At 70.3% G+C, this 22,679-nt stretch carries 27 protein-coding genes and 1 tRNA gene; 10 read left to right on the forward strand and 18 right to left on the reverse strand.

The window, feature by feature from the left end; translation table 11 throughout:
• Positions 1-59: 59 nt before the first annotated feature.
• A complete protein-coding gene (locus GA0070558_RS22230; protein ID WP_091283250.1) occupies positions 60-1,598 on the forward strand; it encodes a cellulase family glycosylhydrolase in 1,539 nt (512 codons plus the stop codon).
• Between the two features lie 123 nt (positions 1,599-1,721).
• Here the strand turns inward: GA0070558_RS22230 and GA0070558_RS22235 are convergent, their stop codons facing one another.
• Positions 1,722-3,020, reverse strand: coding sequence for a WD40 repeat domain-containing protein (locus GA0070558_RS22235; protein ID WP_256092067.1), 1,299 nt, complete (start codon positions 3,018-3,020; stop codon positions 1,722-1,724).
• Between the two features lie 257 nt (positions 3,021-3,277).
• Between GA0070558_RS22235 and GA0070558_RS22240 the strand changes: the two genes are divergently transcribed.
• From GA0070558_RS22240 to GA0070558_RS32960, 4 genes are all read left to right on the forward strand, one after another.
• Complete coding sequence (locus tag GA0070558_RS22240; RefSeq protein ID WP_091283252.1) at positions 3,278-3,487, forward strand: hypothetical protein; 210 nt, start codon at positions 3,278-3,280, stop codon at positions 3,485-3,487.
• A 362-nt stretch (positions 3,488-3,849) separates the two neighbouring features.
• On the forward strand, positions 3,850-4,404 hold the full coding sequence (locus GA0070558_RS22250) for a hypothetical protein (protein ID WP_091283256.1): 555 nt from the start codon (positions 3,850-3,852) through the stop codon (positions 4,402-4,404).
• Between the two features lie 610 nt (positions 4,405-5,014).
• Positions 5,015-5,185, forward strand: coding sequence for a TetR-like C-terminal domain-containing protein (locus GA0070558_RS35025; protein ID WP_218107052.1), 171 nt, complete (start codon positions 5,015-5,017; stop codon positions 5,183-5,185).
• 22 nt (positions 5,186-5,207) lie between these two features.
• Positions 5,208-5,648 (forward strand): hypothetical protein, encoded by a 441-nt coding sequence (locus tag GA0070558_RS32960; RefSeq protein WP_141722282.1) that lies wholly within the window; start codon positions 5,208-5,210, stop codon positions 5,646-5,648.
• A gap of 175 nt (positions 5,649-5,823) precedes the next feature.
• Here GA0070558_RS32960 and GA0070558_RS22265 read toward each other — a convergent pair.
• Positions 5,824-5,896: transfer RNA gene (locus tag GA0070558_RS22265), tRNA-Arg, on the reverse strand.
• 154 nt (positions 5,897-6,050) lie between these two features.
• On the opposite strand from GA0070558_RS22265, the gene GA0070558_RS34530 reads away from it, so the two are divergent.
• Positions 6,051-6,701, forward strand: coding sequence for a cupin domain-containing protein (locus GA0070558_RS34530; RefSeq protein WP_256092068.1), 651 nt, complete (start codon positions 6,051-6,053; stop codon positions 6,699-6,701).
• Here the strand turns inward: GA0070558_RS34530 and GA0070558_RS22275 are convergent.
• The 13 genes from GA0070558_RS22275 to GA0070558_RS22335 form a co-directional block, all read right to left on the reverse strand.
• Entirely contained in the window at positions 6,658-7,302 is a 645-nt protein-coding gene (locus GA0070558_RS22275) for a choice-of-anchor M domain-containing protein (protein WP_439709624.1), read from the reverse strand. The genes GA0070558_RS34530 and GA0070558_RS22275 overlap by 44 nt on opposite strands.
• Positions 7,303-7,307: 5 nt before the next feature.
• Positions 7,308-7,955, reverse strand: coding sequence for a choice-of-anchor M domain-containing protein (locus GA0070558_RS22280; protein WP_091283262.1), 648 nt, complete (start codon positions 7,953-7,955; stop codon positions 7,308-7,310).
• A 91-nt stretch (positions 7,956-8,046) separates the two neighbouring features.
• Positions 8,047-8,964 (reverse strand): anchored repeat-type ABC transporter permease subunit, encoded by a 918-nt coding sequence (locus GA0070558_RS22285; RefSeq protein WP_091283264.1) that lies wholly within the window; start codon positions 8,962-8,964, stop codon positions 8,047-8,049.
• Positions 8,964-9,677, reverse strand: a complete 714-nt coding sequence (locus GA0070558_RS22290; RefSeq protein ID WP_439709625.1) for an anchored repeat-type ABC transporter ATP-binding subunit — start codon at positions 9,675-9,677, stop codon at positions 8,964-8,966. The genes GA0070558_RS22285 and GA0070558_RS22290 overlap by 1 nt, the downstream gene beginning before the upstream one ends.
• 26 nt (positions 9,678-9,703) lie before the next feature.
• Positions 9,704-10,681 carry a choice-of-anchor M domain-containing protein gene (locus GA0070558_RS22295; protein ID WP_500862220.1) on the reverse strand — a complete coding sequence of 326 codons (978 nt, stop codon included), beginning with the start codon at positions 10,679-10,681 and terminating at the stop codon, positions 9,704-9,706.
• 11 nt (positions 10,682-10,692) lie between these two features.
• Positions 10,693-12,279 (reverse strand): anchored repeat ABC transporter, substrate-binding protein, encoded by a 1,587-nt coding sequence (locus GA0070558_RS22300; protein ID WP_091283271.1) that lies wholly within the window; start codon positions 12,277-12,279, stop codon positions 10,693-10,695.
• Positions 12,276-13,865, reverse strand: coding sequence for a TIGR03773 family transporter-associated surface protein (locus tag GA0070558_RS22305; protein ID WP_176734309.1), 1,590 nt, complete (start codon positions 13,863-13,865; stop codon positions 12,276-12,278). Before GA0070558_RS22305 ends, GA0070558_RS22300 begins: the two co-directional genes overlap by 4 nt.
• Positions 13,866-13,876: 11 nt before the next feature.
• Positions 13,877-15,043: a WxL protein peptidoglycan domain-containing protein gene (locus tag GA0070558_RS22310; protein WP_091283274.1), complete on the reverse strand. Its 1,167-nt coding sequence runs from the start codon at positions 15,041-15,043 to the stop codon at positions 13,877-13,879.
• Positions 15,044-15,166: 123 nt separating this feature from the next.
• Positions 15,167-16,639 carry a choice-of-anchor M domain-containing protein gene (locus GA0070558_RS22315; protein WP_176734310.1) on the reverse strand — a complete coding sequence of 491 codons (1,473 nt, stop codon included), beginning with the start codon at positions 16,637-16,639 and terminating at the stop codon, positions 15,167-15,169.
• A 52-nt stretch (positions 16,640-16,691) separates the two neighbouring features.
• Entirely contained in the window at positions 16,692-16,997 is a 306-nt protein-coding gene (gene rpsN, locus GA0070558_RS22320; RefSeq protein ID WP_091283278.1) for a 30S ribosomal protein S14, read from the reverse strand.
• Positions 16,997-17,164, reverse strand: coding sequence for a 50S ribosomal protein L33 (rpmG, locus tag GA0070558_RS22325; protein ID WP_091283281.1), 168 nt, complete (start codon positions 17,162-17,164; stop codon positions 16,997-16,999). Before rpmG ends, rpsN begins: the two co-directional genes overlap by 1 nt.
• A complete protein-coding gene (gene rpmB / locus GA0070558_RS22330; protein ID WP_091283283.1) occupies positions 17,164-17,400 on the reverse strand; it encodes a 50S ribosomal protein L28 in 237 nt (78 codons plus the stop codon). The genes rpmG and rpmB overlap by 1 nt, the downstream gene beginning before the upstream one ends.
• Positions 17,401-17,455: 55 nt before the next feature.
• A complete protein-coding gene (locus tag GA0070558_RS22335; RefSeq protein ID WP_091283285.1) occupies positions 17,456-17,977 on the reverse strand; it encodes a winged helix-turn-helix domain-containing protein in 522 nt (173 codons plus the stop codon).
• A gap of 45 nt (positions 17,978-18,022) precedes the next feature.
• Here GA0070558_RS22335 and GA0070558_RS22340 point away from each other — a divergent pair, with 45 nt between their 5' ends.
• Genes GA0070558_RS22340 through GA0070558_RS22355 form a run of 4 tightly spaced genes read left to right on the forward strand, consistent with a single transcriptional unit; the run spans position 18,023 to position 20,483 of the window.
• Positions 18,023-19,318, forward strand: a complete 1,296-nt coding sequence (locus GA0070558_RS22340; RefSeq protein WP_091283287.1) for a CobW family GTP-binding protein — start codon at positions 18,023-18,025, stop codon at positions 19,316-19,318.
• Positions 19,315-19,575 carry a type B 50S ribosomal protein L31 gene (locus tag GA0070558_RS22345; protein WP_091283289.1) on the forward strand — a complete coding sequence of 87 codons (261 nt, stop codon included), beginning with the start codon at positions 19,315-19,317 and terminating at the stop codon, positions 19,573-19,575. Before GA0070558_RS22340 ends, GA0070558_RS22345 begins: the two co-directional genes overlap by 4 nt.
• A complete protein-coding gene (locus tag GA0070558_RS22350; protein WP_091283291.1) occupies positions 19,572-20,054 on the forward strand; it encodes a hypothetical protein in 483 nt (160 codons plus the stop codon). Before GA0070558_RS22345 ends, GA0070558_RS22350 begins: the two co-directional genes overlap by 4 nt.
• A 6-nt stretch (positions 20,055-20,060) precedes the next feature.
• On the forward strand, positions 20,061-20,483 hold the full coding sequence (locus GA0070558_RS22355) for a Fur family transcriptional regulator (protein ID WP_091283293.1): 423 nt from the start codon (positions 20,061-20,063) through the stop codon (positions 20,481-20,483).
• A gap of 273 nt (positions 20,484-20,756) precedes the next feature.
• Here GA0070558_RS22355 and GA0070558_RS22360 read toward each other — a convergent pair whose 3' ends face one another.
• The 3 genes from GA0070558_RS22360 to GA0070558_RS22370 all read right to left on the reverse strand — a co-directional run.
• Complete coding sequence (locus tag GA0070558_RS22360) at positions 20,757-21,092, reverse strand: hypothetical protein (RefSeq protein ID WP_091283294.1); 336 nt, start codon at positions 21,090-21,092, stop codon at positions 20,757-20,759.
• Complete coding sequence (locus tag GA0070558_RS22365) at positions 21,089-21,460, reverse strand: hypothetical protein (protein WP_091283296.1); 372 nt, start codon at positions 21,458-21,460, stop codon at positions 21,089-21,091. The genes GA0070558_RS22360 and GA0070558_RS22365 overlap by 4 nt, the downstream gene beginning before the upstream one ends.
• Before the next feature lie 132 nt (positions 21,461-21,592).
• Positions 21,593-22,679: IS701 family transposase (locus GA0070558_RS22370; RefSeq protein ID WP_141722283.1), on the reverse strand; the 1,087-nt coding region annotated here is incomplete at its 5' end.

Genomic DNA, 22,679 nt, shown 5'->3' on the forward strand with positions numbered 1-22,679 from the left:
AAACAAAGATCTTCGATGCGCTCCCATCGACGATCCCCTCTCGACCACGAGGAGATCAGATGAGACATCGTCATGCCCTGATGGCCGTCGGCACCACCGCGACCCTGGTCGCCGCAGGCCTGGCCGGGCTCACCTTCCCCGCCTCAGCGGCGGCCACCGGCTGCTCCGTGGCATACACCGTGCAAAGCCAGTGGACAGGCGGGTTCAGCGGGAACATCGCCCTCACCAACCTCGGCTCCGCGGTCACCGGCTGGACGCTGACCTTCGACTTCCCGACCAGCGGCCAGCAGGTCACCCAGGGCTGGAGCGCCACCTGGTCGCAGTCCGGCACCCGCGTCTCGGCCGCCAGCCTGAGCTGGAACGGGTCGCTGGGCACGGGCGGGTCGACCGCGATCGGCTTCAACGGCTCGTGGAGCGGCAGCAACCCCGTGCCGACGTCGTTCGCGCTCAACGGCACGACCTGCACCGGCTCGGTGACGTCGCCGACCCCCGGGCCGACCACCACCCCGCCGCCCACCACCCCGCCCCCGACGACCCCGCCACCCACCACTCCGCCGCCCACGACCCCGCCGCCGACCGGTGCCGCGCCCGCCCTGAAGGTCTCCGGCAACCGGCTGGTGACGGCGAGCGGGGCGACGTACCGGCTGCTCGGGGTCAACCGGGCCAGCGGTGAGTTCGCCTGCGTGCAGGGCAAGGGCATGTGGGACAGCGGGCCCGTCGACCAGGCATCGGTCAACGCCATGAAGGCGTGGAACATCCGCTCCGTGCGGATCCCGCTCAACGAGGACTGCTGGCTCGGCCTCTCCGGATCGCCCAGCGGCGCGACGTACCAGCAGGCCGTCAAGGACTACGTGAACCTGCTCGTGGCCAACGGGATCAACCCGATCCTCGACCTGCACTGGACCCACGGGCAGTACACCGGCAACATCTCCGCCTGCGCCGACGTCAACGCCACCTGCCAGAAGCCGATGCCCAGCATGCAGCACACGCCGCAGTTCTGGACCGGTGTGGCCAACGCCTTCAAGGGCAACAACGCCGTCGTGTTCGACCTGTTCAACGAGCCCTACCCGGACGCCGCCAACAACTGGTCGGACATGGCTGCCGCGTGGCGCTGCCTGCGCGACGGCGGCACCTGCACCGGCATCACCTACGAGGTCGCCGGCATGCAGGACCTGGTCGACGCCGTACGGGCCACCGGCGCCGGCAACGTCCTGCTGGTCGCCGGCCTGACCTGGACCAACGACCTGAGCCAGTGGCTCAACTACAAGCCGAACGACCCGCTCAACAACATCGTGGCGTCGTGGCACTCGTACAACTTCAACGCCTGCGTCACCGTCAGCTGCTGGGACAGCCAGATCGGCGCCGTCGCCGCGCAGGTGCCGGTGCACGCCGGCGAGATCGGCCAGGACACCTGTGCCCACGACTACATCGACCAGGTGATGACCTGGCTGGACTCCAAGCGCATCGGCTACACGGCGTGGACCTGGAACCCCTGGGGATGCAGCGGCGGCAACGTCCTCATCCAGGACTACAACGGCACCCCCACCAGCACCTACGGTGAGGGCTACAAGGCCCACCTGCTCTCCGTGACCCCGTAACGGCGCCACCAACCCGCCGGCCGGCGCGCCCCGCGAGTGGGGGCGCGTCGGCCGGCGACGTGCGTGGTTACCGGGCCGTACCGGCGGGGTGGCGGGGTGGGCCGACCACCCCCGGTGGAACGCTCACGCCGGCCGGCAACGACGCAGCACGCCGTCGGCGACGGCGGCGAGTTCGCCGGTGCCCCGGTGCAGGCAGGTCGGCACGAAGCCGGGCACCGTGCCGGTGCGGTGACCGGTGAGCGGGTCCCAGACGTGCAGGCCGTCGGTGTGCGCCGAGTAGAGCCGCCGGCCGTCGGAGAACCAGTCCCCGGCGGGGCCGGCAAAGGTGGCCAGCTCGCGGCCCGAGGCCACGTCGAACAGGCGTACGCCGGGCAGGATCGTCTCGTCGTCGCCGCCGATGCCACCGACGGCCAGCAGGTCGTCGCCGACGAAGCAGAGCGGCCCGTTCCAGTAGTAGTCGCGGAAACACAGCCGCTGGCGGGTCGGCCCGTCCTCGGACTCCCACACGTTGCCGTCCAGCCAGGGGCGAAGCTCCCACACCGAGGGCTCGCCGACCGGGTGCCAGATCCAGCCGTCGTCGGCGATCATCCGGCTGCCGGGCGAGCAGAGCAGCCGGCCGTGGAAGTAGTCGAGATGGTGCGCCGGCCGTTCCTGCTCCGACGTCTTCTCGATCTCACGCGCGGTCAGCAACTCCCCGGTGGCCGGGTCGCTGACGTCGAGCCGGTTCCAGCGGGTGCGGTGCACCACCAACGGCCGGTCGTCGACCCGCGCGAAGGCCAGCGAGAACGGCACCGTGTTCGCGTGGTAGTCCCCGCCGTCGAGCGCCAGCGTCACCACGCCACCCCGACCGAGGTCCACCACCCGCCCGTGCCGACCGTAGTCGTCGACCACGGCGGCGAAGCGGCCACAGGCGGAGGCGTGCAGCCTGCGCCGAAGTTGCCGGTCCATCCATGGGGTGTGCCCCGGCCCGTCGACCAGCTCGACAGTCGCCAACACCGTGACCCGGTCGTTGTCCGGGTCGAGCTCGACGATGGTGCCGTCGGCGGTGAGCACCAGCCATCGGGAGCCGTCGGCGTCGTCGATCGGAGCGAGGTCGACCACCTGCCCCGACGGCGGCGGCAGCGACCAGCCCGACACCGTCGCGTCCAACGGTTCCGGCCGTTCCAGGATTTCCGGCTCGCCGCGCCACCCGAGCATCTCCCCGTCCTCGACGAGCCGGTCGACGCATCCCTCGCACACCACGACCAGCACGGCCGGCTGGCCGGGATCGTCGCACTCCCGGCAGACCAGGTCGAACTCCATCCCGCGCCCGGTCAGCACCCGGAGGCACGCCACGTCCCGGTCCTCGGGTACGGCGACCAGGTGGGGACACACCCGGCTGGTGGCCGCGTCCGCCGGATGTCCACAAAAGAGGGTCAGCACGGGCAGCACGATATCCGCCCTCGTTGTCCTCCGCTCCGGGGCGCGTCAACTGGGCACCGTGACGATGCGGGCATGCATCAGCGCGTACGAGGGACGGTGCACGGCCGAGAAGAGGCGGCACGACTCCGCCGGCACCTTGACCGCCCACCGCGGGCTGACGCTGTTCGCGCAGTCCGTCACCTCTCGTCCGGCATCGGCCCGGCCTCACTGCCACCTGCGGCAGCCGGAGCTGGCGCGTGTCCCGTAGCGTTGATGACATGACAACACTGGTGGTGACGCTCGCGATGCTCGTGGTGTTGCTGCTTGCGGTTGTCGCCTTCGTGACTCGACGCGACCGCGCGAAGCTCACGTCGGATCAGGATTCGGCTGCGGTCCGTCAGGCAAGTGCCGACCAGCACAGGCACGAGGCAGAGCGTCACTTCGCCTCGGGCATGGCGGCGAGACACCACAATCCGTCCAGTACGTAGCGCAGGCTCGTCCGATTCGGGCAGCCTCCGTCGCCTGAGGCGCGGGAGGCGCCGATCGCGCCGGAGCTGGTGGCGATCCTGCGGGCGCACGTCGACCGGTTCGGGGTGGGCGCCGACGGGCGGCTGTTCCGCAGTGGAGTGCCGACCCTCGGTGCCTTGGACGTGGATCTCGCTGATCGGAAGGAATACCTCAGTGATCCCACCGAGGCGCAGTGGGCGCTGATCGGGCCGTTCCTGCAGGCCTGGAAGGCCAGGCGAGCACCGTGCGGAGCCGATGCCAGAAAAAGCTTGACGCGCCAACGCCCATCGCGCATGGTCGATGCATATCGATGGTTCCGAATGTCTTGGCATGGGGGGAACTGATGAAGGCTTTCGTCACCACCGCCTTGGCTGCGACCCTACTGCTCCTCTCTACGGGCGGCGTGTCCGACGCCCAGCCGGCGGCCGACGCGCCCTGCACCGGGCAGATCCACGCAAACCCGGGGTTCGAGCTCGGCGCCACCGGCTGGACAGCCGGCCCGCGCATGGTCGTGCTCGGCGACGCGATCCGGCCCGCACACACCGGCCTCGCGTACGCCACCTTCGCCGGGCTGGACGTGACGCGTTCCGATTTGCTACGCACCACCGTCACGGTGCCGGCCGGCTGCGACCTGACGGTCCGCTTCTGGGTCCGGACCATCACCACGGAGACCAGCCGCAGCGATTACCTGAACGTCGGGCTGGCAGTCACCGGGATACCCCCGAAGACGAGGTTCTCGCTGGCCTTCGACGGCGGGGCGCAGTGGCGGCAGTACAGCATGTCGACCGGGACGGCGACGACCGAGCGCACCGCGACTGCCAGCTTCCTCGCCAGCGAGACTGCTGGCAACGGCGTCACGGCCTTCGACGTCGACGACGTCACCTTCACCTTGAGCTGACCACGACGGGACCCCAGGACCAGCACCGCCAGGCTCACCGCCACACACACGGTTCAGGACGGCGACAGCGGCAGCGTGACCACTGTGGCCCTGAACTGGGCCGGTCGACTACTACTCCCGGCTCCGCGCGCCAAGATCGTTGCCCGCACTCTGCACGAAGCGCTGCGGACGCCCGAGGACGGACGGAGGCCGCCCGCGGGGCAGGCCACGAGCCGACGGCTACCCATGTCCTGCAAAGATCAAGACTGCTGTACGCGTACCACTCCCCCGCCTCAAGCCCATCTCCACCGTGAGTCCGCACACCGGCGAGCAGGTCTGTTCGGCTCCGCCCGGACCTGCGATGGAGGTGGGCGGCCCCATCTCTGTCGAAGATCCCCGCCGGAGGCATCGGTTCCGGTCCTTGGCGGAGTCTGCAATCGGCCGGCCCGCCGGCCGATTGCCGGCGTTTGCGCCGCCAGCAGGCCGCGCGGTGGCGCCCGGCGCCGTCGTGAGCGCCGGGCAACACCGCGTACCTGAGGCTCACGCGGTGCGGGTCCTGCCGCACTGCTCGGCGCCGGCGGCGTTCGTGAGATCTCTCAGCCAGGCTTCGAGGCCGTAGCCGAGATAGGCGGTGGACGTTGGCACATCCGCTTCGACCTGGGCACCGGCGGCGGCCCTCCGTCGGACACTGGCCTTCTGGACGCGGCTGCACGGCGTGCTGTCGCTGGAACTCGCCGGTCAGTTCGTCGGCGCATGGGCTTCGACCCGGCGCTCCTGTTCGCCGACGACGTCGACGAACTGACGACTCGTGCGACCATGGGCGGGTGACGATCTTCGCTTGCCTCGTCTGCGGGATGCCGCTGACCGGCGACCTGGCGGAGACGGCACTGTCCGATGAGCCGTCAGAGCAGGCGGCCAACGATCATGGCGTACCCGTCACGCGGGTGCGGCCCGGCAGGTTCGCCGTCGACCCGGAACCCTTCGGTCCTCCGTACGTACCGACGACGGCCGATCCGCAGGTGCACGTGTCCGACGGACCTCGGGGCACCATCCTGGTGAACCCGAACGACGTTCATGGCCTCGGCCCTCATCCCGACCCGAGCCGGCGCAAAGGGTGCTGCCGACTCGATGGCTTGGACGGACCGAATCTCGTGTGCCGCGGGTGCGGCAGCGAAGTCGCGACCGAGCAATCTGACTGCTGGGTGCGCTGGCACGACCTTCGACTGCAGCCAGCGGCGGTGACGGCATCACGCCGAGCGCGTTGACGGACGTTCCACACCTGATGCCACACCGATCAACCGGCCGGACATGCCATGCTGGGCGATCATTGCACGCAGTCTGCACGGACAGCTGTAATCGGCGGCTTCGGATGGCATCGGATGATCAATCAATGCGGGAACGTATCCGCTGCTCAGGTGGCGCTTCTGCTGATCTTCGAGGTGCCCCCGGCAGGATTCGAACCTGCGACACACGGTTTAGGAAACCGATGCTCTATCCCCTGAGCTACGAGGGCGCGAGGGCCTAGTCTAGCGACCTGGGGGTTCACCTGGGGTGGCAGGGAGTGGCCCACGTTCACCCACAGCACCCGGACCCCCGTTTGCCCAGCCCAGGACCACAGCTCGAGCACACGAACCCCCGTTTGCGACCACCATCGGCTGCGGTGACCCGTGTTGGCTCCGGTTGACCCGGGCCGGCATCCGCTGGCGAGCACACGTCGCGCACATCATCGAAGATCATCTAGAGGGCTCGAGCGGCACACCGTACGGGCCGGGTCCACCGTGAACATTCCGGCGAACGCGCCGCACAACTTCCGCAACGTCTCGGGTGCGCCGGCCCGAATGCTCTGCATGTGCACTCCTGCCGGCCAGGACGAGTACTTCACGCGCATCGGTGACGTCCTCGCGGGCAAGGACGCGCCGACGCCGCAGCTGTCGCCGGGGGAACTCGCGGAACGTCGCCGCCGCGCGGCGGAACTGGCCTCGACGTACCGCAGCGAGTTCCGGTGGCTGCACCCCGGGCTACTCGGCCGGGCCCCTTCCGGGACCGGGCCGGCGACCACCAGACCACGTGGACCGGGCCGGCGACGCGGTCGACCTGGCGACGGCACCTGGAGTCCACGCGGGTTCGCATGGCGCCAACTCTCCCGATCTTGGTTGTTTGGCTGGGCCCAGCCGGCGCGAGAGCCCGATGGGGTCGCGCCGGCTGGGCCCGTCGGTTACCGGGCACCCTCACCCCGGCGGACGTCTGTGTCCGGCTGCGGCGGGGTGATGGCGGTCAGGGAAGGACCTCGAAGGTCCAGGTTTTGGCACCGGAGCTGATGGTGGTGCCGTTGGAGGCGAGCTTTCCGGTGACTTCGAAGGTGACGGCGTAGGTGCCGGCGGCATCGAAGCCCCAGTTGACGTGGGCGTGCGTGTTGCGGTTGACGTTGAGGCTGTCGGGCAGCCCGTTGCCGCTGTCGAAGAGCACGGTGGGCGTGCCGCCGGAGACCGTGTAGACGCTGAAGCCTGCCGGCCCACTGACGTTGGTGAGCTTGAAGGTGACCCGGTTGTTCTGGAACACGCCGCTGGGCACGTCGGTAGTGTTCCAGCCGGCCCAGAGCAGTCCGGCGGTGCTGGCCTGAGGCAGGACCCACGCCTGGCCGCCGGTGCCGAGGAAGGACCAGGCGCTGGCGCTGGGAACGGTGAGCTTCGCGGTGTTGGGGACGCTCAGGACGACGTCGGAGGGGTTGCGTTCCGCAGCCGGGCTGACGGTGTCGTCGAGCAGGTCAACGCTCAGCGCGCCGCCGGCGTAGTCGACGTCGATGACGTCGACGTGGCCGCTGGACAGCACGATCGGCGCCGCGACGGCGGGGACGGCGGTGCCGGCGAGCAGCGCGGCGGTCAGGGTAAGGCCGGTGAGGAAACGGCTGCGGGTGCGCACGGCGGTCACGCCCGGACCACGAAGTGCAGGGTCGTCGGCTCGCTGGTGACCTGCTGACCGGTGGCGGCGAGGGTGCCGGTGGCGCGGACGGTGATGCAGTAGGTGCCGGCGCGGTCGAAGGCCCAGTTGGCGTGGAGGTGGTCGCCGGCGGTCAGGGCGATGGCGTCGGGTAGGCCGTCGCCGCTGTCGGCGAGGACGGTGGGCTGCCCGACGGCGTTTTCGGTGTAGATGGCGAGCTGTCCGGGCCCGCTGACCGACTGCACGTCGAGGGTGAGCGCGTCGGTGGTGAAGATGCCGGCCTCGACCTCTTCGGCGGCGAGGCCGGGCCAGACGAGGTTGGTGTTCTGGATCTCGGGCAGGATCCACACCTTGGCTACGCCAGGGGTGCCGAGGAAGCCGAAGGCGGGATCGTTCGGGACGGTGACCTTGGCCTGTCGCTTGACGACGATCTTGACCTCGTCGGCGGCGTACTCGACGTCGTTGTCCTCGTCGTGGACGCCGATCTCCAGCTCGCCGGCCTCGTAGGCGATGTCGACCAGGTCGAGGTGCCCGGAGTTGAACGTCACCACGGCGGCCTGCGCCGGTGGCGCTGCCGCGAACAGCGCCGCGGTCACCACCCCGGAGGCGAGCAGCAGGCGGATGGGCTTGCGCACGGAGAAACTCCTTCCAGGCGGCCCACGATGGACCGCGATAATGAAAATGATAGTCGTTTTGACTAAACCATGGAAGGGCTACTGGAGGGACTCACCGCGGGTCAGGGAGACCGGACCCGGGATGCGGCGAGGTGCCGGTGGCGAGTTCCCGTTCGACCGGGCGCCCCCGGCGCCGGGTCAGTACGCCGTGCCGTGGGGCGACCAGCCAGGCGGCGAGGAAGACGGCGGTGGCGACTAGGACGATGGTGCCGCCGACCGGTGTGTCGTAGCTCCAGGACAGATACAGCCCGACGACCGCCGACGTACCACCGATCACCGGGGCGAGCAGCATCATCACGCCGAGCCGGTCGGTGAGCAGACGGGCCGCCGCCGCAGGGGTGATCAGCAGGGCCAGGACAAGGATGTTGCCGATGGTCTGCAGCGATATCACCACGGCCAGGGTGACCAGGACGTAGAGCACGATGTCCAGCCAGAAGACCGGGAGCCCCATCGCGCGGGACATCTCCCGGTCCAGACAGACCGCGACGAACTCCTTGTGCAGGACGAGCACCAGGCCGAGGATGACCAGGCCGGCACCGACGACGACGTACAGGTCCCGGTCCGGGATGCCGGTGATCGAGCCGAACAGGAACTGCTGCAGCGAGCCGGCGTACCCGGGCGCCTGCGAGATGATCACGATACCCAGGGCGAAGGCGCCGACCAGGAAGACGCCGATGATCGAGTCCTCCTTGACCCGCCGGTTCTGCGAGAAGACGGCGATCAGCAGTGCGGTGGCGACGCCAGCGACGGCGCCGCCGAGCACCAGGCTGCCCTGCAGCACGAAGGCGACCGCGATGCCCGGGAAGACCGCGTGGGCCACCGCGTCACCGATGAAGGCCATCCCACGCAGGACGACGTAGCACCCGACGACGCCGCAGACGATGCTGGACATGATCGCGATCGCCAGCGCCTTGGGAAGAAAGGCGAGGTCGGGGTTGAGCAGGTCGGTGAGGAATTCGGTGATCGACATCAGACCGCCTTCACGAGTTTCAGCAGCGGGGACGTCGCGCTCACCCCGAAGGTCTTCGTCCACAGCTCGGCGTTCTGCAGGTCCGCCGGCCGCCCGTCGGCGATGATCCGGCCGTTGAGCAGGACCAGACGGCTGCAGGAATCGACCGCCGCGACGAGGTCATGAGTGGTCATCAGCACCGCCCGGTCCTCGCTCGCCAGGCTGGCGAACAGGTCACCCAGCAGTTCCTGGGTGGGCAGGTCGAGTCCGGCGAACGGCTCGTCGAGCAGCAGGATGCGCGGCGCGAGCGCGAGAGCCCGCGCGACCAGGACACGCTGGCGTTGCCCGCCGGACAGCTCGCCGACCGGCCGGCGACGCAACCCGGTCAGCTGTACACGGTCCAGTGCGTCGCCGACGGCCCGCCAGTCGGTGACGCCGGGGCGGCGGAGCAGGCCCAGCCGGCCGGTCCGGCCAGTCATCACGGCTTGCTCGACCGAGATAGGGAAGTCCCAGGTGAACTCGTGACGCTGGGGGACGTAACCGATCTCGGAGCGGCCGGGGCGCGACGGCTTGCCCTCCACCGTCACCGTGCCGCCGCAGGTACGGGTCAGTGCCAGGATGGCGCGGAGCAGGGTGGTCTTCCCGGCACCATTGGGTCCGAGCAACCCGACCAGCTCGCCCCGGTCCAGGTGCAGCCGCACGTCCCGCAGGACCGGCCGGCCGCCGAGGTCCACGTCCAACCCTTCGATGTCCAGTGCTCTCACCGCTGGTCCTCCGCCAGTGCGGCGGCGCGTTCCTGTTCGGCCCGGCGCTTCGCCCCGCGTCCGCGCAACAGCAGGATCAGCAGGCCGATGACGAGCAGGAAGGCCATGCCCGCCAGCGCGATGATCAGCAGGGTCGTGGACGTGCCGGCAGGCTCGTCGTCTGCGGCCCGGTCCTCGTCGGTTGCTGCCGGCCCGGCGGCGGGGATGTCCGCAGTTGCCGCGTACGCCTCCGCGGCGCTGGTGGCGTCGCCCACCGCGAAGCGCAACGTGCCGGTCGCCGACACCGTCTCACCGTTGATCAGGTCTGCCGACGCCTGGATTGCGACCAGATAGACGCCGGGTGCGCTGAACACCCAGTTGGCGTGGGTGTGGGTGTTGACCTCGGCCCAGAAGGGCTGCGCCTTGGACTGGCTGGAACGCCACAGCGGCTGCGGCGGCGCGAAGTTTCCCGACTGCAGGTAGGTCGTGAGGCTCCCCGGTCCGCGTACGCCGAGCAGGGTAAGCGTGACGCCGCGGTCGATGGTCTGCATCACCCGGGGGTCCTGGGTGTTCCACCCGAGCCAGACGACGTCGGGGTTCTGGACCTGCGGCACCACGTACACCCGCTTGCCGGCGTCGATGTCGAGGAAGGCGTACGCGGGGTCGTCGGGAACGGTCTGCAGCGCGGCGTCGGAGACGCGGAGCAGGGCCTCGTCGGAGTTGCGCCACACCGGTCGCGCCTGCGTGCCGTCGTGGATCAGCAGCGTCCACCGGTTGTCGACGTAGCGGGGGCCGATGTCGACGTGCCCGGTGGCGAGTTCCGCCCGGCCGGTGGCGATCGGCTGGTCGGCGGCGATCGACTGGCCGAGACCCGGCGTCGGCCCCTCGGCCCGTGCCGGCGTCTGCGTCGTGGCCAGCATGATCACTGCGGCCACCGCGCATCGCGTCATGGCAATGATCGTGTGGGTGCGGCGTCGCACCCGTCCTGCCGTCACTGGCTTCTCCATCACTTGTCTGTGGTCAGGCAGTCGTGCAGTGAGTCGGCGTTGAACCGCATCATCTGCACGTATGTGGTCACGTCGCGGTCGAAGGTGTCGCCGTAGATCGGGCAGACCCGCAGTCCCTGTTCGCGGGCCACCTCGGTCAGGGTGGTGGATCGGGCCGCCAGGTTGGGTTCCAGGAACACGGCCGGGATCTTCAGGTTGCGGATCGTCTCGGTGAGCCGGCGGCGGTCGGCGAGGCTCGGCTCGGTGGCGGGATTCGGCGTGACGAAACCGGAGATCCGGATGCCGTACGCCTGGCCCAGGTAGCCGAACGCGTCGTGGGTGCTGACCAGGTGGCGTCGCGACGGCGGGATCCGGGCGATGGTGTCCCGGACCTCGGCGTCGAGTTGCTCCAGTTCCCGGATGTAGGCCGAGGCGTTCGCCCGGTAGGCCGCCGCGCCCTGTGGGTCGACGCCGATCAGGGTGTCCCGGATGAGTTCGGTGTAGGAGATGGCGTTGCGGACGTTCTGCCACAGGTGCGGGTCGATCTCGCCGTGCACGTGCTTGCCGAGGACCGCTTGTGGAAGCTGGTGGATCTGGGTGCCGGACCGACCGAGAGACCGGAATCTCCGGTCGCCGGGCACCTCCAGCAGCGCCTTGTTCGGCACCTCGATCACGGTGCTGGCCGGGTCGTACACCTGCTGGTTGACCTCGCCGCTGCCCTCCGGGTCGGCGAACAGGTAGAGCCGCCGCTCGTCGAGGTCGACGGTGACGTCGGCGTGCCCGGAGTTCAGTACCTTCGCTCCGGTCATGCCGGGCACCGAGTGTGGATCCACCCCGACGGCGAAGGTGAACACCTGCTCGCCCAGCGGGAGGGGCGCCGTGTCGGGAGTGACCGCCAGCTGTGCGCGCATGGTCAGCCGGTAGACACCCGGTTTGGTGAAGGCCCAGCTCATGTGGGTGTGTGCGTCGGGTGGCAGCGTGGCGGTGTCGTCACGGTACCCGTCAGCGGCGTCGAACCCGTCTTCGGAATCGACGTAGAACGCCGGATCGCCAAACGACTCGGTCAGGTACGCCAGCAACCGACCCGGCCCGTCGGCGGCAGTCGCGCTGAGCAGCACGTCGGAGGAACGGTTCGCGCCCTGCGCCGCGCCGGTGCCGCGCACGCGCATGCCCAGCCAGATGGTGTCCAGCGACACGTCCTCGACCAGCGGGATGATCTCCGCGGCGTACTTCACCGCGCCCTCGGCCAGGGAGACGCTCGGTACGCCGTCGCGTAGGTTCGCGTCCAGCGCCTTGATGACGGCCTGCTCCTCCAGGAGCAGGTAGTTGCTGAAGGCGACGTCTGCGTAGACGACGTCGCGGATGTCCCGAAGCGACGGCTCGTAGCTGTGCGGGTCGGCGCCGTCCGGCACCAGCGAAGTGACGGCCACCCGCTCACCACCGACGTTGCTCACCATGTCCCGCAGGATCCCGGTGGTCGTGATGACCTGGATCCGCTCGTCGTTCGCGCTCAGTGTCACCTCCGAGCGGCAGCCGGAGGCCAACACGGCGATCAGCAGCGGCCCTACGAGCGCCCGCCACCCCGGCCCGGAGCGGCGACGAGTCACGCGGCCACCCCGGCTGGGGAGTTGGGCGGCGCGGTGCGGCGGCGGGCGAACACCACCAGCAGGGCCCCGACCGTCACCAGGACGACGCCGGCCACTCCGGCCGTCAGCACCCAACCGGCGCCGGTACGTGGCAGGGGCCCGCTGCCCTGATCCGTGCCGCCGTCGCCGCTGCCAGCCCCGGAGCCGAATCCGTCGTTCGGATCGGTGCTGTCGCCGACGGCGATGGTGAGCGTCTTCGTGTCGGTGACCGCCTTGCCGGCGCTGGTGGTGCCGCTCATCTGTACCGCGAGGCGGTAGATGCCGGGCTTGGTGAACCCCCAGTTGCCGTGCGCGTGGGTGTTGAGTGGAACGCTCAGCTGCTGCGGGAACGCCTCGGTGGAGTCGAAGAGCACGTCAGCCTTGCCGAACGAACCGGTCAGGAACAGTGCGAACTGACCGGGCCCGGTGACTCCCTTCAGCGTCCAGGTGACGTTGCCCTTGACGCCGGACACGACGGACTCGTGCTGGGTGTTCCAGCCGGGCCAGACGACGCCCGCCTGCTGGGACTGCGGCAGCAGCCAGACGGTGTCGCCCTGCTTGCCCAGGAAGTCCACCCCGGCCGGCAGGGTGACCTTCGCGTTGTCCTTGACCTGGAGGACCACGTCGGCGGTCTCCCGCCACACCGGAGGGCTGGTCCGGTCGTCCTTGATCCGGATCGTCCAGGTGTCGCCGGACAGTTGCGGGCCCATGTCCACGTGCCCGTCGGCGATCACCTGGTGGGCACTGGCGGCGGACGCCGCCGCCTTCGCGGCGGGCGGTACGGCTGCGGCGGGCTTCGGCGCGACAGCGGGCTTCGGCTCGGCGAGTGCCTGCGGCGTCGGCTGCCCGCTGGCGCGGATGACCGGCTTGGCCGGCGCCGGTGGCAGAGCCTGCCCGGCCGGGCTGATCGCCGGCACCCGCACCGTGTACGTCGCCTCGGCGCTGGTCTGCTGGCCGGACCGCAGGGTGGCCGAGCCGGCCAGGGTCAGCCGGTACTCGCCGGCCGCGTCGAAGGCCCACACCACACCGCCGGTACGCGTCCCCACCGGCAACCGCGCCGTCCGCGGCAGGTCCGGGCCACTGCCGAAGATCGGGCTCGCCGAGCCGAGACCGGACAGGGTGTACGCGGTGAACGTTCCCGGCCCCTCGACGGAGCGCAGGGCGAGGGTGACCGCGTCCTCGGTGACGACGCCAGGACGTACCCCGGTGGTGTCCAGGGCCGGGAAGCCGGTGTCGCCGGTAGACAGTGACCACACGGCGTGGCCCGGCGTGCCGAGGAAGGCGAGTGCCTTCCCGGCCGGCACCCGGCCGGCCAGGCCGCCCGCCGGGCCGAGCACCACCTCGGCCGGGTCGCGCCCCGGCGCATCGCCGGCCACCTGCGCGGCGTCCCGGATGCTCAACGACAGCGAGTCACCGTCGAGCGCCACGGAGACCAGGTCCGCGCCGGCCACGGCAACCACGGCTCGTTCGGCCGACGCGGGCGTCACGGCCGGTTCGGCCGACGCCGGCGGCGCTCCGGTGGCCAGCGCCAGTACCGCCACGGCAAGGCCGGCGGCGCCAAGCCGCATGCTTTTCATCCTCATTGGTTGCTCCCCAGGCGACGTGGTGGTGTTGCGTCATGCCGCGTCGTGACGGCGTGGCTGGTCGCGTCGGCGTCACCCGACGCGGTCGACAGGGCTGGTGTGTTCCTCCCGGCGGTGTTCCGTTCGGCCTCCCGGCTGGCCTCGGTCCGGCCTTCCTCCCGAGCGGCCGCCACCACTCGTGCGATCTGGCGGGCCCGTCGCCGGCGGGCGGCGATCAGCGCCCAGCCGACGAGAGCGAGCAGGGCCAGCAGGACGAGTTGCGGCCAGGGCAGCGCCCAGACGGTCATCCGGGCCGCATCGCCCTGCGGGGGCGGGTCGAGGACCTGGTCGCCCACCGCGGCGGGGGTGACGGTGGCGTTCGCGGTCAGCCGGAACAGCGGCGGCACGTCGCTCAGCCGCACGGTGGTGGTCAGTTCCCCGCCGGGCAGGATCTCCGGCAGGGCCGCCGCGTCGACCGAGCGCCCGCCGAGGCCGAACGGACCGGCCGCGGCGAGCGAGGGTTGCCCGGTGAGCCGTACGTTGCCGGTGTTGCGCACGGTGAAGGTGGCGGTGAGCGTGCCACCGCCGAAGGGGTTGAGCGAGCCGCTGTGCCGTACCCGGAGGTCCTCGACGGCCAGCGCTGGCCGCAACTCACCGGTCACCCTCAGGTAGATCCGCGCGCCGACCCGGTGGTCGACGGCGACCTGGTTACCGTGGGCGTCCGTCGACGTGGCGGCGAGCGAGGCGACGATTCCTCCGGCATGGTCGCCCGGTGTGGCGTTGTCAGGCACGGTGAGCGTGAACGGGATGTCCAGGCGGGAGGTGGACGGGATGATCAAGGTTCGCTGGGTGAAGCGGACCCAGGCCCCGACGTCGGTGGGCTGCTGACCACCGGCCAACAGGTCGAATCCGCCCTGCGCGGTGGTGAAGGCGTCGCTGGCGTAGAGATTCAGGGTGAGCGGGCGCGCCGAGTGGTTGGTGACCGCGACGTAGTCGGTCAGAGTGGCACCGGGGTCGAGTTTGTAGGTGAACGCCGGCCGGCCGTTCGGGCCCTTCGCGCTCGACGGTGCCACCCCCCAGGTGGCGGCGGCCGGCGCCGACGGCGCGGGGGGTGTCGGTGTGGGCGGTGCCAGGGCCGCGCCGAGCAGGGCGAGGCCGGTGGCGATGGCGGCGAGCAGGCGCATGGCGGGGACGGGTTCCGTTCCTCGACTGGGAGATGGGGCGGGATGGGCGGGCGGCTAGCCCGCCCATCCCGCGACCGTCCGGTGGCACCGCTCAGCGCGGTGCCACCGGACGGGATCGGGCGATCAGATCGCGGTGAGAGTGAGGATCGCGGTGTAGGTCCCCGCGGCCGTCTCGGTGGGCAGGCTCAGTCGCAGCCCCGCGCCGAGCTGTGCGGTGCCCCTGCCGGCACCGCCCGGCGCCGAGCCCAGCACCGCGCTGTTGCCGAGGCCACCGCCAGCTCCTACGACGTACGGTGCCACCTGCGGGCCGGCGACCACACCCTGCCCGGAGCCCTGGCTGATCACCCGCGGGCTCCAGCCGAGGTAGCCGGAGCTGAACGTCGCACCGTCCGGGCCGGCGAAGTCCGCCGGGATCTGCCCGGAGGCGCTCCACCCAGGTTGACTCGCGCGGGTGTCGGTCACCGTGACCGGGCGGAGTTCACCGTTGCTCTCCCACCGGTCACCGGCAGCGCCGAGCTGCGCGGGCGGCAGCACCACGGCACGGTCGTCCGGGTTGACGCTGATCACCAGGGAGCCCTGCGTCTCGTCGATCGACGCGGTGATCGTCTGCGAGGTGCCCGGCTCCTCCGGCGGGAACGCCACCCACAACGTCACCGGATCGCTGGTCGCGGCGACCGCGTGGTCGTCGTCGTAGAGCTTGGCCACGTACTCGCAGGCGTTCAGCTCCCGGGTCGCGGTGAAGGAGTAGCTGACCCCCGCCTCACCCGGAATGATCGTCCAGTCCGTCGCGCCCGGGCACTTGCTGAACCAGTGGTAGTGGTCCAGCTCGGTCTGCGGCGTCTGCACCGCGGTGAGCGTCACGGTGTCGTTGGGCGCGTACTCGTCGGCCATACCGCTGACCGACAGGCTGACCTCCGGCCCCCCGTCGGACAGCTCGCCGACGACGAACGAGTAGTCGACCGGCCCGGTGCTGACCGTCGTGCCGTTGGCCAGCGTCGCGTCGGCCTGGAACTTCAGGGTGTAGCTGCCCAGCGCGCCGAACGCCCAGTTCGAGTGCGCGTGGGTGTTCACCGGCACGTCGATGGCGTCGGGCAGGCCGTCGTCGGAGCGGAACTTGATGATCGGGCCGCCGAACGAGTCCTGTGTGAACAGCGTGACGTTGCCAGGCCCCTGCACGTCGACCAGGCTCAGCCGCAGCTTGTTGCCCTCGAACACCCCCGCGTCGAGCGTGGTGGTGTTCCAGCCAGGCCAGAGCAGATCCGGATCCTGGGTCAACGGCAGCAACCAGACCTGGCTTCCCGCCGGCCCGAGGAAGGCGAACCGTGAATCGTCCGGAACGGCCATGGCCGCCTCCGGCAGAACCTGGAACGTCACGTCCGCCGGGTCCCGCGTCACCGAAGGGCTGACCGTGTCGTCATGGACCTTCAACGACAGCGCACCGCCCTCGTAGTGCACGTCGACCGCGTCGGTGTGCCCCTTGGACAACACCACCTTCTCGGCCGCCGACGCAGCGGTCGGCGCCAGCACCGTGCCGGCGACCACCACCGCCCCGGCGACCAGGGCCGCGAAACCGCGAGCCCTCACCGTCGCATTCATACCTCCCCTTTCACACCACGCGCACCCGCGCGCGGTGATACCTGTGGTGACATCACCACGACGCCTTGCGCACCCCGGGCAGGTCGCCGCGCAGGGCAAGCTCGCGGAACCGCACCCGGGAGAGCCCGAACCGGGTCAGCACTCCGCGGGGGCGGCCGTCGATCTGGTCCCGCGACCGCAGCCGCACCGGACTGGAATCCCTCGGCAGCCGGCTGAGCTGGCGGACCGCCCTGGCGCGTACGTCCGGGTCGGTGTCCGGATGGCTGACCAACCGCTTCAACTCAGCTCGCGTACCGGCGTGCCGGGCCACCGATTCCGCACGGCGTGCCTGCCGGTTGACCAGGCTCTTCCTGGCCATCAGCGCGCCTCGCGGAACTCGACGTGCCGGCGCACGACGGGGTCGTACTTGCGCAGGACCAGGCGGTCCGGGTCGTTACGACGGTTCTTGCGGGTCACGTACGTGTAGCCGGTGCCGGCGGTGCTGCGCAGCCGCACGATCGGACGGACGTCGCTCTGGCGGGCCATCAGACCTTCACCCCCCGGTTACGCAGCTCGGCGACGACCTTCTCGATGCCCTTGCGGTCCACGGTCTTCAGGGCCCTGGCCGTCAGGGTGAGGCTGACCCAGCGCCGCTCCGACGGGAGCCAGTAGCGGTGGTGCTGCAGGTTGGGGTTCCACCGGCGGCGGGTGCGCCGGTGGGAGTGGGAAACGGCGTTGCCGAAGCTCGGCTTCGCTCCGGTGACGTCACAACGTCTGGACACAGCGGTCGCTCCTTACTCAGGCGCCACGATAACGACAACGGTTTTCAGTTTTCTATCACCCGTTCGGCCAAACCCGTCCGGGGCCTGGAAGGATCTCGACGGAACAACCGACACCGAGGCGGTAGCCGACGCCACGCACCGTCGTCACCAGCGGCACGCCTGCGCCAACCTTGGCGCGAAGCCGGCGGACGTGGACATCGACGCTGCGGGGACTCGTGAAGAGCTGTCCCCAGACCAGGTCCAGCAACTGCGGTCGGGTGAAGACCCGGTCCGGGTGCCGAGCCAGACACAGCAGCAGGTCGTACTCCAGCCGCGTCAGGGCGATCTCCGCCGGACCCCGGTACACCGTCCGCGACCCGGGATGGATCCGCAGGCCGGAACCCACCTCGTCGACCGAGGGCCGGGCCGACGCCACGTCGCCATCCAAGAGCGCCAACAGGGTGTCGAACCCGTCGAGATCCTCGCCGTGGCCGCCTGGTTCGAGGGTGAGACGAAGCGTGAGGGTGAGCGCCTCGCCGGCCCGTCGCGGCCGCGCCAGTCGCGCCCCCGGGCCGTCGTTCACTTCGGCAGCTTGCATGTGCTTACAATGACAACCGTTTTCAGTTAAGTCGAGGGGAGCGCGATGTCGTCATCACCACAGGCCCCGACCCATGCCCTGACAGTCGACGCCAGTACCCGCCCATCGCTGACCGTGCTGTCCGGCTTCTGGCCGGCGGCGACCTACGCCGTCGCCCGCACGCTGCTCGCCGTCGACGAGTCGCTGCTGCTGGTGCGACACGACCTCACCGACATTCGCGACGGCGTGGTCCGCCGGGTGGTCCGCTCCGACGCCGGCATCGTCGAGGACGAACAGATCACCCTGCGGCACGGCTGCGTCTCCTGCACGCTGCGCGAGGACGTGCTGCCCACCCTTGTGCGGCTCACCCGCAGCCATCCCGGCCGGGACCTGGTGCTGATGCTGCCCGAGGTGGTGGAGCCCGAGGCCGTCGCCGCCGCCTGCGCCCACTGCCTCGTCGACGGCAAACCGATCACCGACCTCGTCCGCGTCGACTCCTACGTCACCGTCCTCGACGCCGAACACCTGCTCGACGGCCTGGCCAGCACCGACGACCTCCGCGCGCTCGCCATCCACGCCGCCGAGGACGACCACCGCGCGCTCGCCGACGTCGTGGTCCGGCAGATCGAGTACGCCGACACCCTGGTCCTCTGGGGACAATCGCGGGACGGCGCCTTCGACACCAGCAGATTGTCGGTCCTGCTGCAGCGGATGGCACCGTGGGCGACCCACTTCCGCGTCGACGGCGACGTCGTCGACGCCGGCGCGTTGACCCGCCAGCTGCGCCACACCCATCGGCACCGGCCGGAGACTCCCGGGGTACTCGCCCGGGGCCTGCAGGGCTACGCCCTCGGCGCACACGAGCCGGAACCCGACTGCGGAGTGGTCTCCGCCGTCTTCCGCGCCCGCCGACCGTTCCACCCCCAGCGCCTGCACGACGTTCTCGAAGACGTCAACGCCGAGATCATCCGCTCCCGCGGACACCTCTGGCTGGCCAGCCAACCCGACACCGTGGTGGCCTGGGAGTTCGCCGGCGGCGGCCTGGCCATGGGATCCCTCGGGCACTGGCTGGCCAGCCTGCCCGAGGACCGCTGGGAACACGTCGACGACCAGCGCCGCATCGCCGCCGCCCTGGACTGGGACCCCTACTACGGCGACCGCCACCAACACCTCGTCTTCATCGGCCTCGACATCGACCCCGTCGACCTGCACCGCGCCCTCGCCGACTGCCTGCTCACCGACGCCGAACTCGCCGACGGCGAGGACACCTGGCGCACCTACCCCGACCCGTTCGCCGGCTGCTTCCCCCTCGGCACGGAGGAGCCGACCGACACCGACACCGAAGGAGCACGACCCGCATGAAACCCGGCATCCACCCCGAGTACCGACCCGTCGTCTACCGCGACAAGGGCGCCGACTTCGCCTTCCTCACCCGATCCACCGCCACCAGCGACCAGACGATCGAGTGGACCGACGGCAACACCTATCCCGTCATCGACGTCCAAATCTCCTCGGCCAGCCACCCGTTCTGGACCGGCAAGCAACGCCTGCTCGACACCGCCGGCCGCGTCGAGAAGTTCCGCCAGAAGTACGCCCGCCGCGGACCCCAGGAAAGATGAGCACCGACGCGCCGGTCGAGTGGGCCGAACTGGCGCCGCAGTTGGTCGACGCCGCCCGGCAGGACCGGGCCGGGCGCCTGACGATCGTCCGCGAGCTGGTCGGCCCCGCCGACCGGCTCGCGGACGACACCGGTTGCGGCACCGCGGGAATCCGGGCCGGATGGTCTGACCCGCAGGTCCACGTCGAGCCACTGCGCGTCGACGTGCCCGCCGAGACGGCAACCCTGCGGGGGATGCTCGGCGCTCCGGCTGACCTGGGTTGTGCATCCGCTGCCGTACACCACGCCGGTGACCAGCAGGCGGCGATGGACACTCTCGCTCGACGGATCGCCTGGCTGCGGCCCGCCAATCTGCTCACCGCCGCCGATCTCGACGTCTGGGACCGGCTCCGCGACCCGACCGACGAAGCGTGGTTGGGTCAGCGCTACGTTCTGTTCCGGCTCTCCGCGCGCAGTGCGCATCTCGGCGTTTGTCCCTGAGCCATCATGACCGTCCCCATCGCTCTGGACGCACAGCTACGGGTCGCGGGCCTGACGCCCACCGCGCAGCGCCGCGCCGTCCTGGCGCTGCTGATCGGACGCACCAGGCCGCTCGCGGCCCAGGAGGTACACGCCGAACTCAACCGCTCCGTGCGGCACATCGGACTGACCACCGTCTACCGAGCGCTGCACACCCTCGCCGAGGCCGGATTGCTGCACACCTTCGACCTGAGGGGCCAGCGGGCCTACCGCCACTGCGGTGCGGCACCACACCAGCACCTGATCTGCACAAGCTGCGACGCGGTGACCGAATGCCCGCCCGATATCGTGAGGAGCTGGCTCAACGAGCTCTACCAGCACGCCGGCTTCACCCCGCACCCCGACCGACTCGACCTCAAGGGAACCTGCGGGGCGTGCGCGAACAAGTAGTTCGGCGGGTCGGCGGCGGTTGCGACCGCGACGGTGACCCGGACAAGGTTGGTCAGTGTCAGATCGCCACCGCACAGAGGGCGGCTTCGGCGGCATCGGTGGCGGCGGCGAAGGCTGGGTCCGCGCTCTGGCGCGGTGGATCAGTTCGGTGCCGAACAGCCCGAAGAGGAACACCTCGCCGCCGTCGGCACTCACTTGCCACACGGCGGCGTGACGACCGCGCCGAGGCGGATGGTGATATTCCTGGCCGGGAGCGCTCATCGTTGGAGTCCGTCAGGGTGTGGGTCTGTCGGCCTTCCGGATCAGGTCGATGACTGCGTCCACATGCTGGGGTTCCTCGACCGGGCCGATCAGCAGTCCGCGCCGGCCCGCCGGCGCGGTGTCGGTGAGCAGGAGCAGAGCGGGGGCCCGGTGGCAGATGCCGAGGCACTCGGCCCGGACGAGAACACCGCCGTTACTGCTCCGGACCACCTGGGAGAGGATGTCGGTGAGGTCCTGCGGAACCCGGTAGGGCGATTCCGGGAAGCCGCGGTGGCGTAGCGCGCGGCAGCGGTGACCGTCGCAGTAGGCGACGGTGACACCAACGCCACCTAACGGTGGGATGCTCATCGGCGGCACACCACCAGGGCATGGCCGGCGCTTTGGTGGAACACCGTCGAGCCGGTGAATCCGGCTCGACGGGCCGCCTCGCAGTGCCAGTGGGCCGGTGCGACGAACTCGGCAGAGCTGAGGCCGCTGAGCGCAGCCGTCCGCTCGTCCAGTAGCGACCTCGTCGAGGGTTCCTCGGCCAGCGCGGTCCACCACGCGGTCCACATGTCAGGCCCGCTGTGCTGTCGCCGCCAGGCGGGTGTTGAGGCGTCGGGCATGACGTCGAACACGAGGAGCGTGCCGTCCGGGCTAAGCAGGTGCCGGGCTTCGGCGTACCAGTCCCGCACCCGCTCCTCGGGCAGATAGTGCAGGATCATCAGGGCGAGCACTAGTAGTGCTTTGTCATGATCGGAGTTGGTCTCGGGGCCTTCGTCTGGTGGGGAAACGGGTTCTGCAGGTGGGGCAGGCGCCGGCCAGGCGGACGAGTAGGTGTTGCAGTTCGCGGAGTACTGCGTAGAGGCTCAGGCCGGCGCGAGGGCTTTTGGGTCGAGGCGTTGCAGAGTGCAGAAGGCGTGGGCGGCCGAGACGAGGGTGACGTGGTGGTGCCAGCCTTGCCAGGTACGGCCCTCGAAGTGGTGCAGGCCCAGGCCGGTCTTCAACTCCCGGTAGTCGTGCTCGATGCGCCAGCGCAGTTTCGCCCACCGGATCAAGGTGCGTTTCGGCGTGGTGGCGGGCAGGTTCGACAACCAGTACTTGGTGGGCTCGTCGCGGTCGGGTGGCCATTCGGCGATCAGCCATGCCTCTGGCAGGTCCTGGTCGCGGTGGGCGGCGAGCAGGACCCGTCCGGCTGGCCGGACCCGCAGGAACACGAACCGGGAACGCATCTTCACCGGCCGGCCGTCGCGGATGCGGGAACCATCGCGCCAGGACACCGTTCGGGCCGCGACCGCGCCGGCGGACAGGACCATGTCCTTGACCGAGACAGCCGGTTGCCGGTAACGCTGTTTCGGTGGTTGTCCCACACCGCGGTACGGCGGTGCGGTACGCACCGCCGCCTGGGGGTACACGCTGATCGTGGTGGCGACCTGCACCACATAGGACAAGCCACGCCGGGCCAGGCCGTGGCGGAACTCACCGCTGTCGCCGTAGCCCGCGTCAGCCACGATCAACGGCGACCGCAGACCCCACCCGACCGCCTCGTCGATCATGTCCAATCCGAGGCGCCACTTCTCCCGATGTCCCACGTCGTCGGGGATCTGCGCCCTTACGCGCCGCTGACCGACATCCGCCGCCGCGGCCGGCGAGGCGGGGTCCCACGACTCCGGCAGGAACAGCCGCCAGTTGACCGGACACGACGCGGTATCGGTGACCAGGTTCAGACTCACCCCGATCTGGCAGTTGGTGACCTTGCCCACCGTGCCGGTGTACTGCCGGGCCACACCCGGCGACGCGGTCCCGCACTTGAGCCAGCCGGTGTCATCCAACGCCCACGCCGCCGGTGTGATCACCTCATCCATCCGGGACGCCAAGCGGCGACGTACCGGCACCACATCCCACGGGCTGTTCGTCACGAAGTGGTTCAACGCCTGATCGTGCACCCCCGGCAGA

The sequence above is a fragment of the Micromonospora haikouensis genome, assembly GCF_900091595.1.
In the GTDB taxonomy this organism is placed as follows: domain Bacteria; phylum Actinomycetota; class Actinomycetes; order Mycobacteriales; family Micromonosporaceae; genus Micromonospora; species Micromonospora haikouensis.

Excerpts from the sequence above, each read along its gene's own strand:
- GA0070558_RS22230 (WP_091283250.1), top strand. The coding sequence starts at position 60 with ATGAGACATCGTCATGCCCTGATGGCCGTCGGCACCACCGCGACCCTG.
- GA0070558_RS22240 (WP_091283252.1), top strand. The coding sequence starts at position 3,278 with ATGACAACACTGGTGGTGACGCTCGCGATGCTCGTGGTGTTGCTGCTT.
- GA0070558_RS22250 (WP_091283256.1), top strand. The coding sequence starts at position 3,850 with ATGAAGGCTTTCGTCACCACCGCCTTGGCTGCGACCCTACTGCTCCTC.
- GA0070558_RS22285 (WP_091283264.1), bottom strand. The coding sequence starts at position 8,964 with ATGTCGATCACCGAATTCCTCACCGACCTGCTCAACCCCGACCTCGCC.
- GA0070558_RS22305 (WP_176734309.1), bottom strand. The coding sequence starts at position 13,865 with ATGCGGCTTGGCGCCGCCGGCCTTGCCGTGGCGGTACTGGCGCTGGCC.
- GA0070558_RS22310 (WP_091283274.1), bottom strand. The coding sequence starts at position 15,043 with ATGCGCCTGCTCGCCGCCATCGCCACCGGCCTCGCCCTGCTCGGCGCG.
- GA0070558_RS22315 (WP_176734310.1), bottom strand. The coding sequence starts at position 16,639 with ATGAATGCGACGGTGAGGGCTCGCGGTTTCGCGGCCCTGGTCGCCGGG.
- rpsN (WP_091283278.1), bottom strand. The coding sequence starts at position 16,997 with ATGGCCAGGAAGAGCCTGGTCAACCGGCAGGCACGCCGTGCGGAATCG.
- rpmG (WP_091283281.1), bottom strand. The coding sequence starts at position 17,164 with ATGGCCCGCCAGAGCGACGTCCGTCCGATCGTGCGGCTGCGCAGCACC.
- GA0070558_RS22335 (WP_091283285.1), bottom strand. The coding sequence starts at position 17,977 with ATGCAAGCTGCCGAAGTGAACGACGGCCCGGGGGCGCGACTGGCGCGG.
- GA0070558_RS22340 (WP_091283287.1), top strand. The coding sequence starts at position 18,023 with ATGTCGTCATCACCACAGGCCCCGACCCATGCCCTGACAGTCGACGCC.
- GA0070558_RS22345 (WP_091283289.1), top strand. The coding sequence starts at position 19,315 with ATGAAACCCGGCATCCACCCCGAGTACCGACCCGTCGTCTACCGCGAC.
- GA0070558_RS22350 (WP_091283291.1), top strand. The coding sequence starts at position 19,572 with ATGAGCACCGACGCGCCGGTCGAGTGGGCCGAACTGGCGCCGCAGTTG.
- GA0070558_RS22355 (WP_091283293.1), top strand. The coding sequence starts at position 20,061 with ATGACCGTCCCCATCGCTCTGGACGCACAGCTACGGGTCGCGGGCCTG.
- GA0070558_RS22360 (WP_091283294.1), bottom strand. The coding sequence starts at position 21,092 with ATGAGCATCCCACCGTTAGGTGGCGTTGGTGTCACCGTCGCCTACTGC.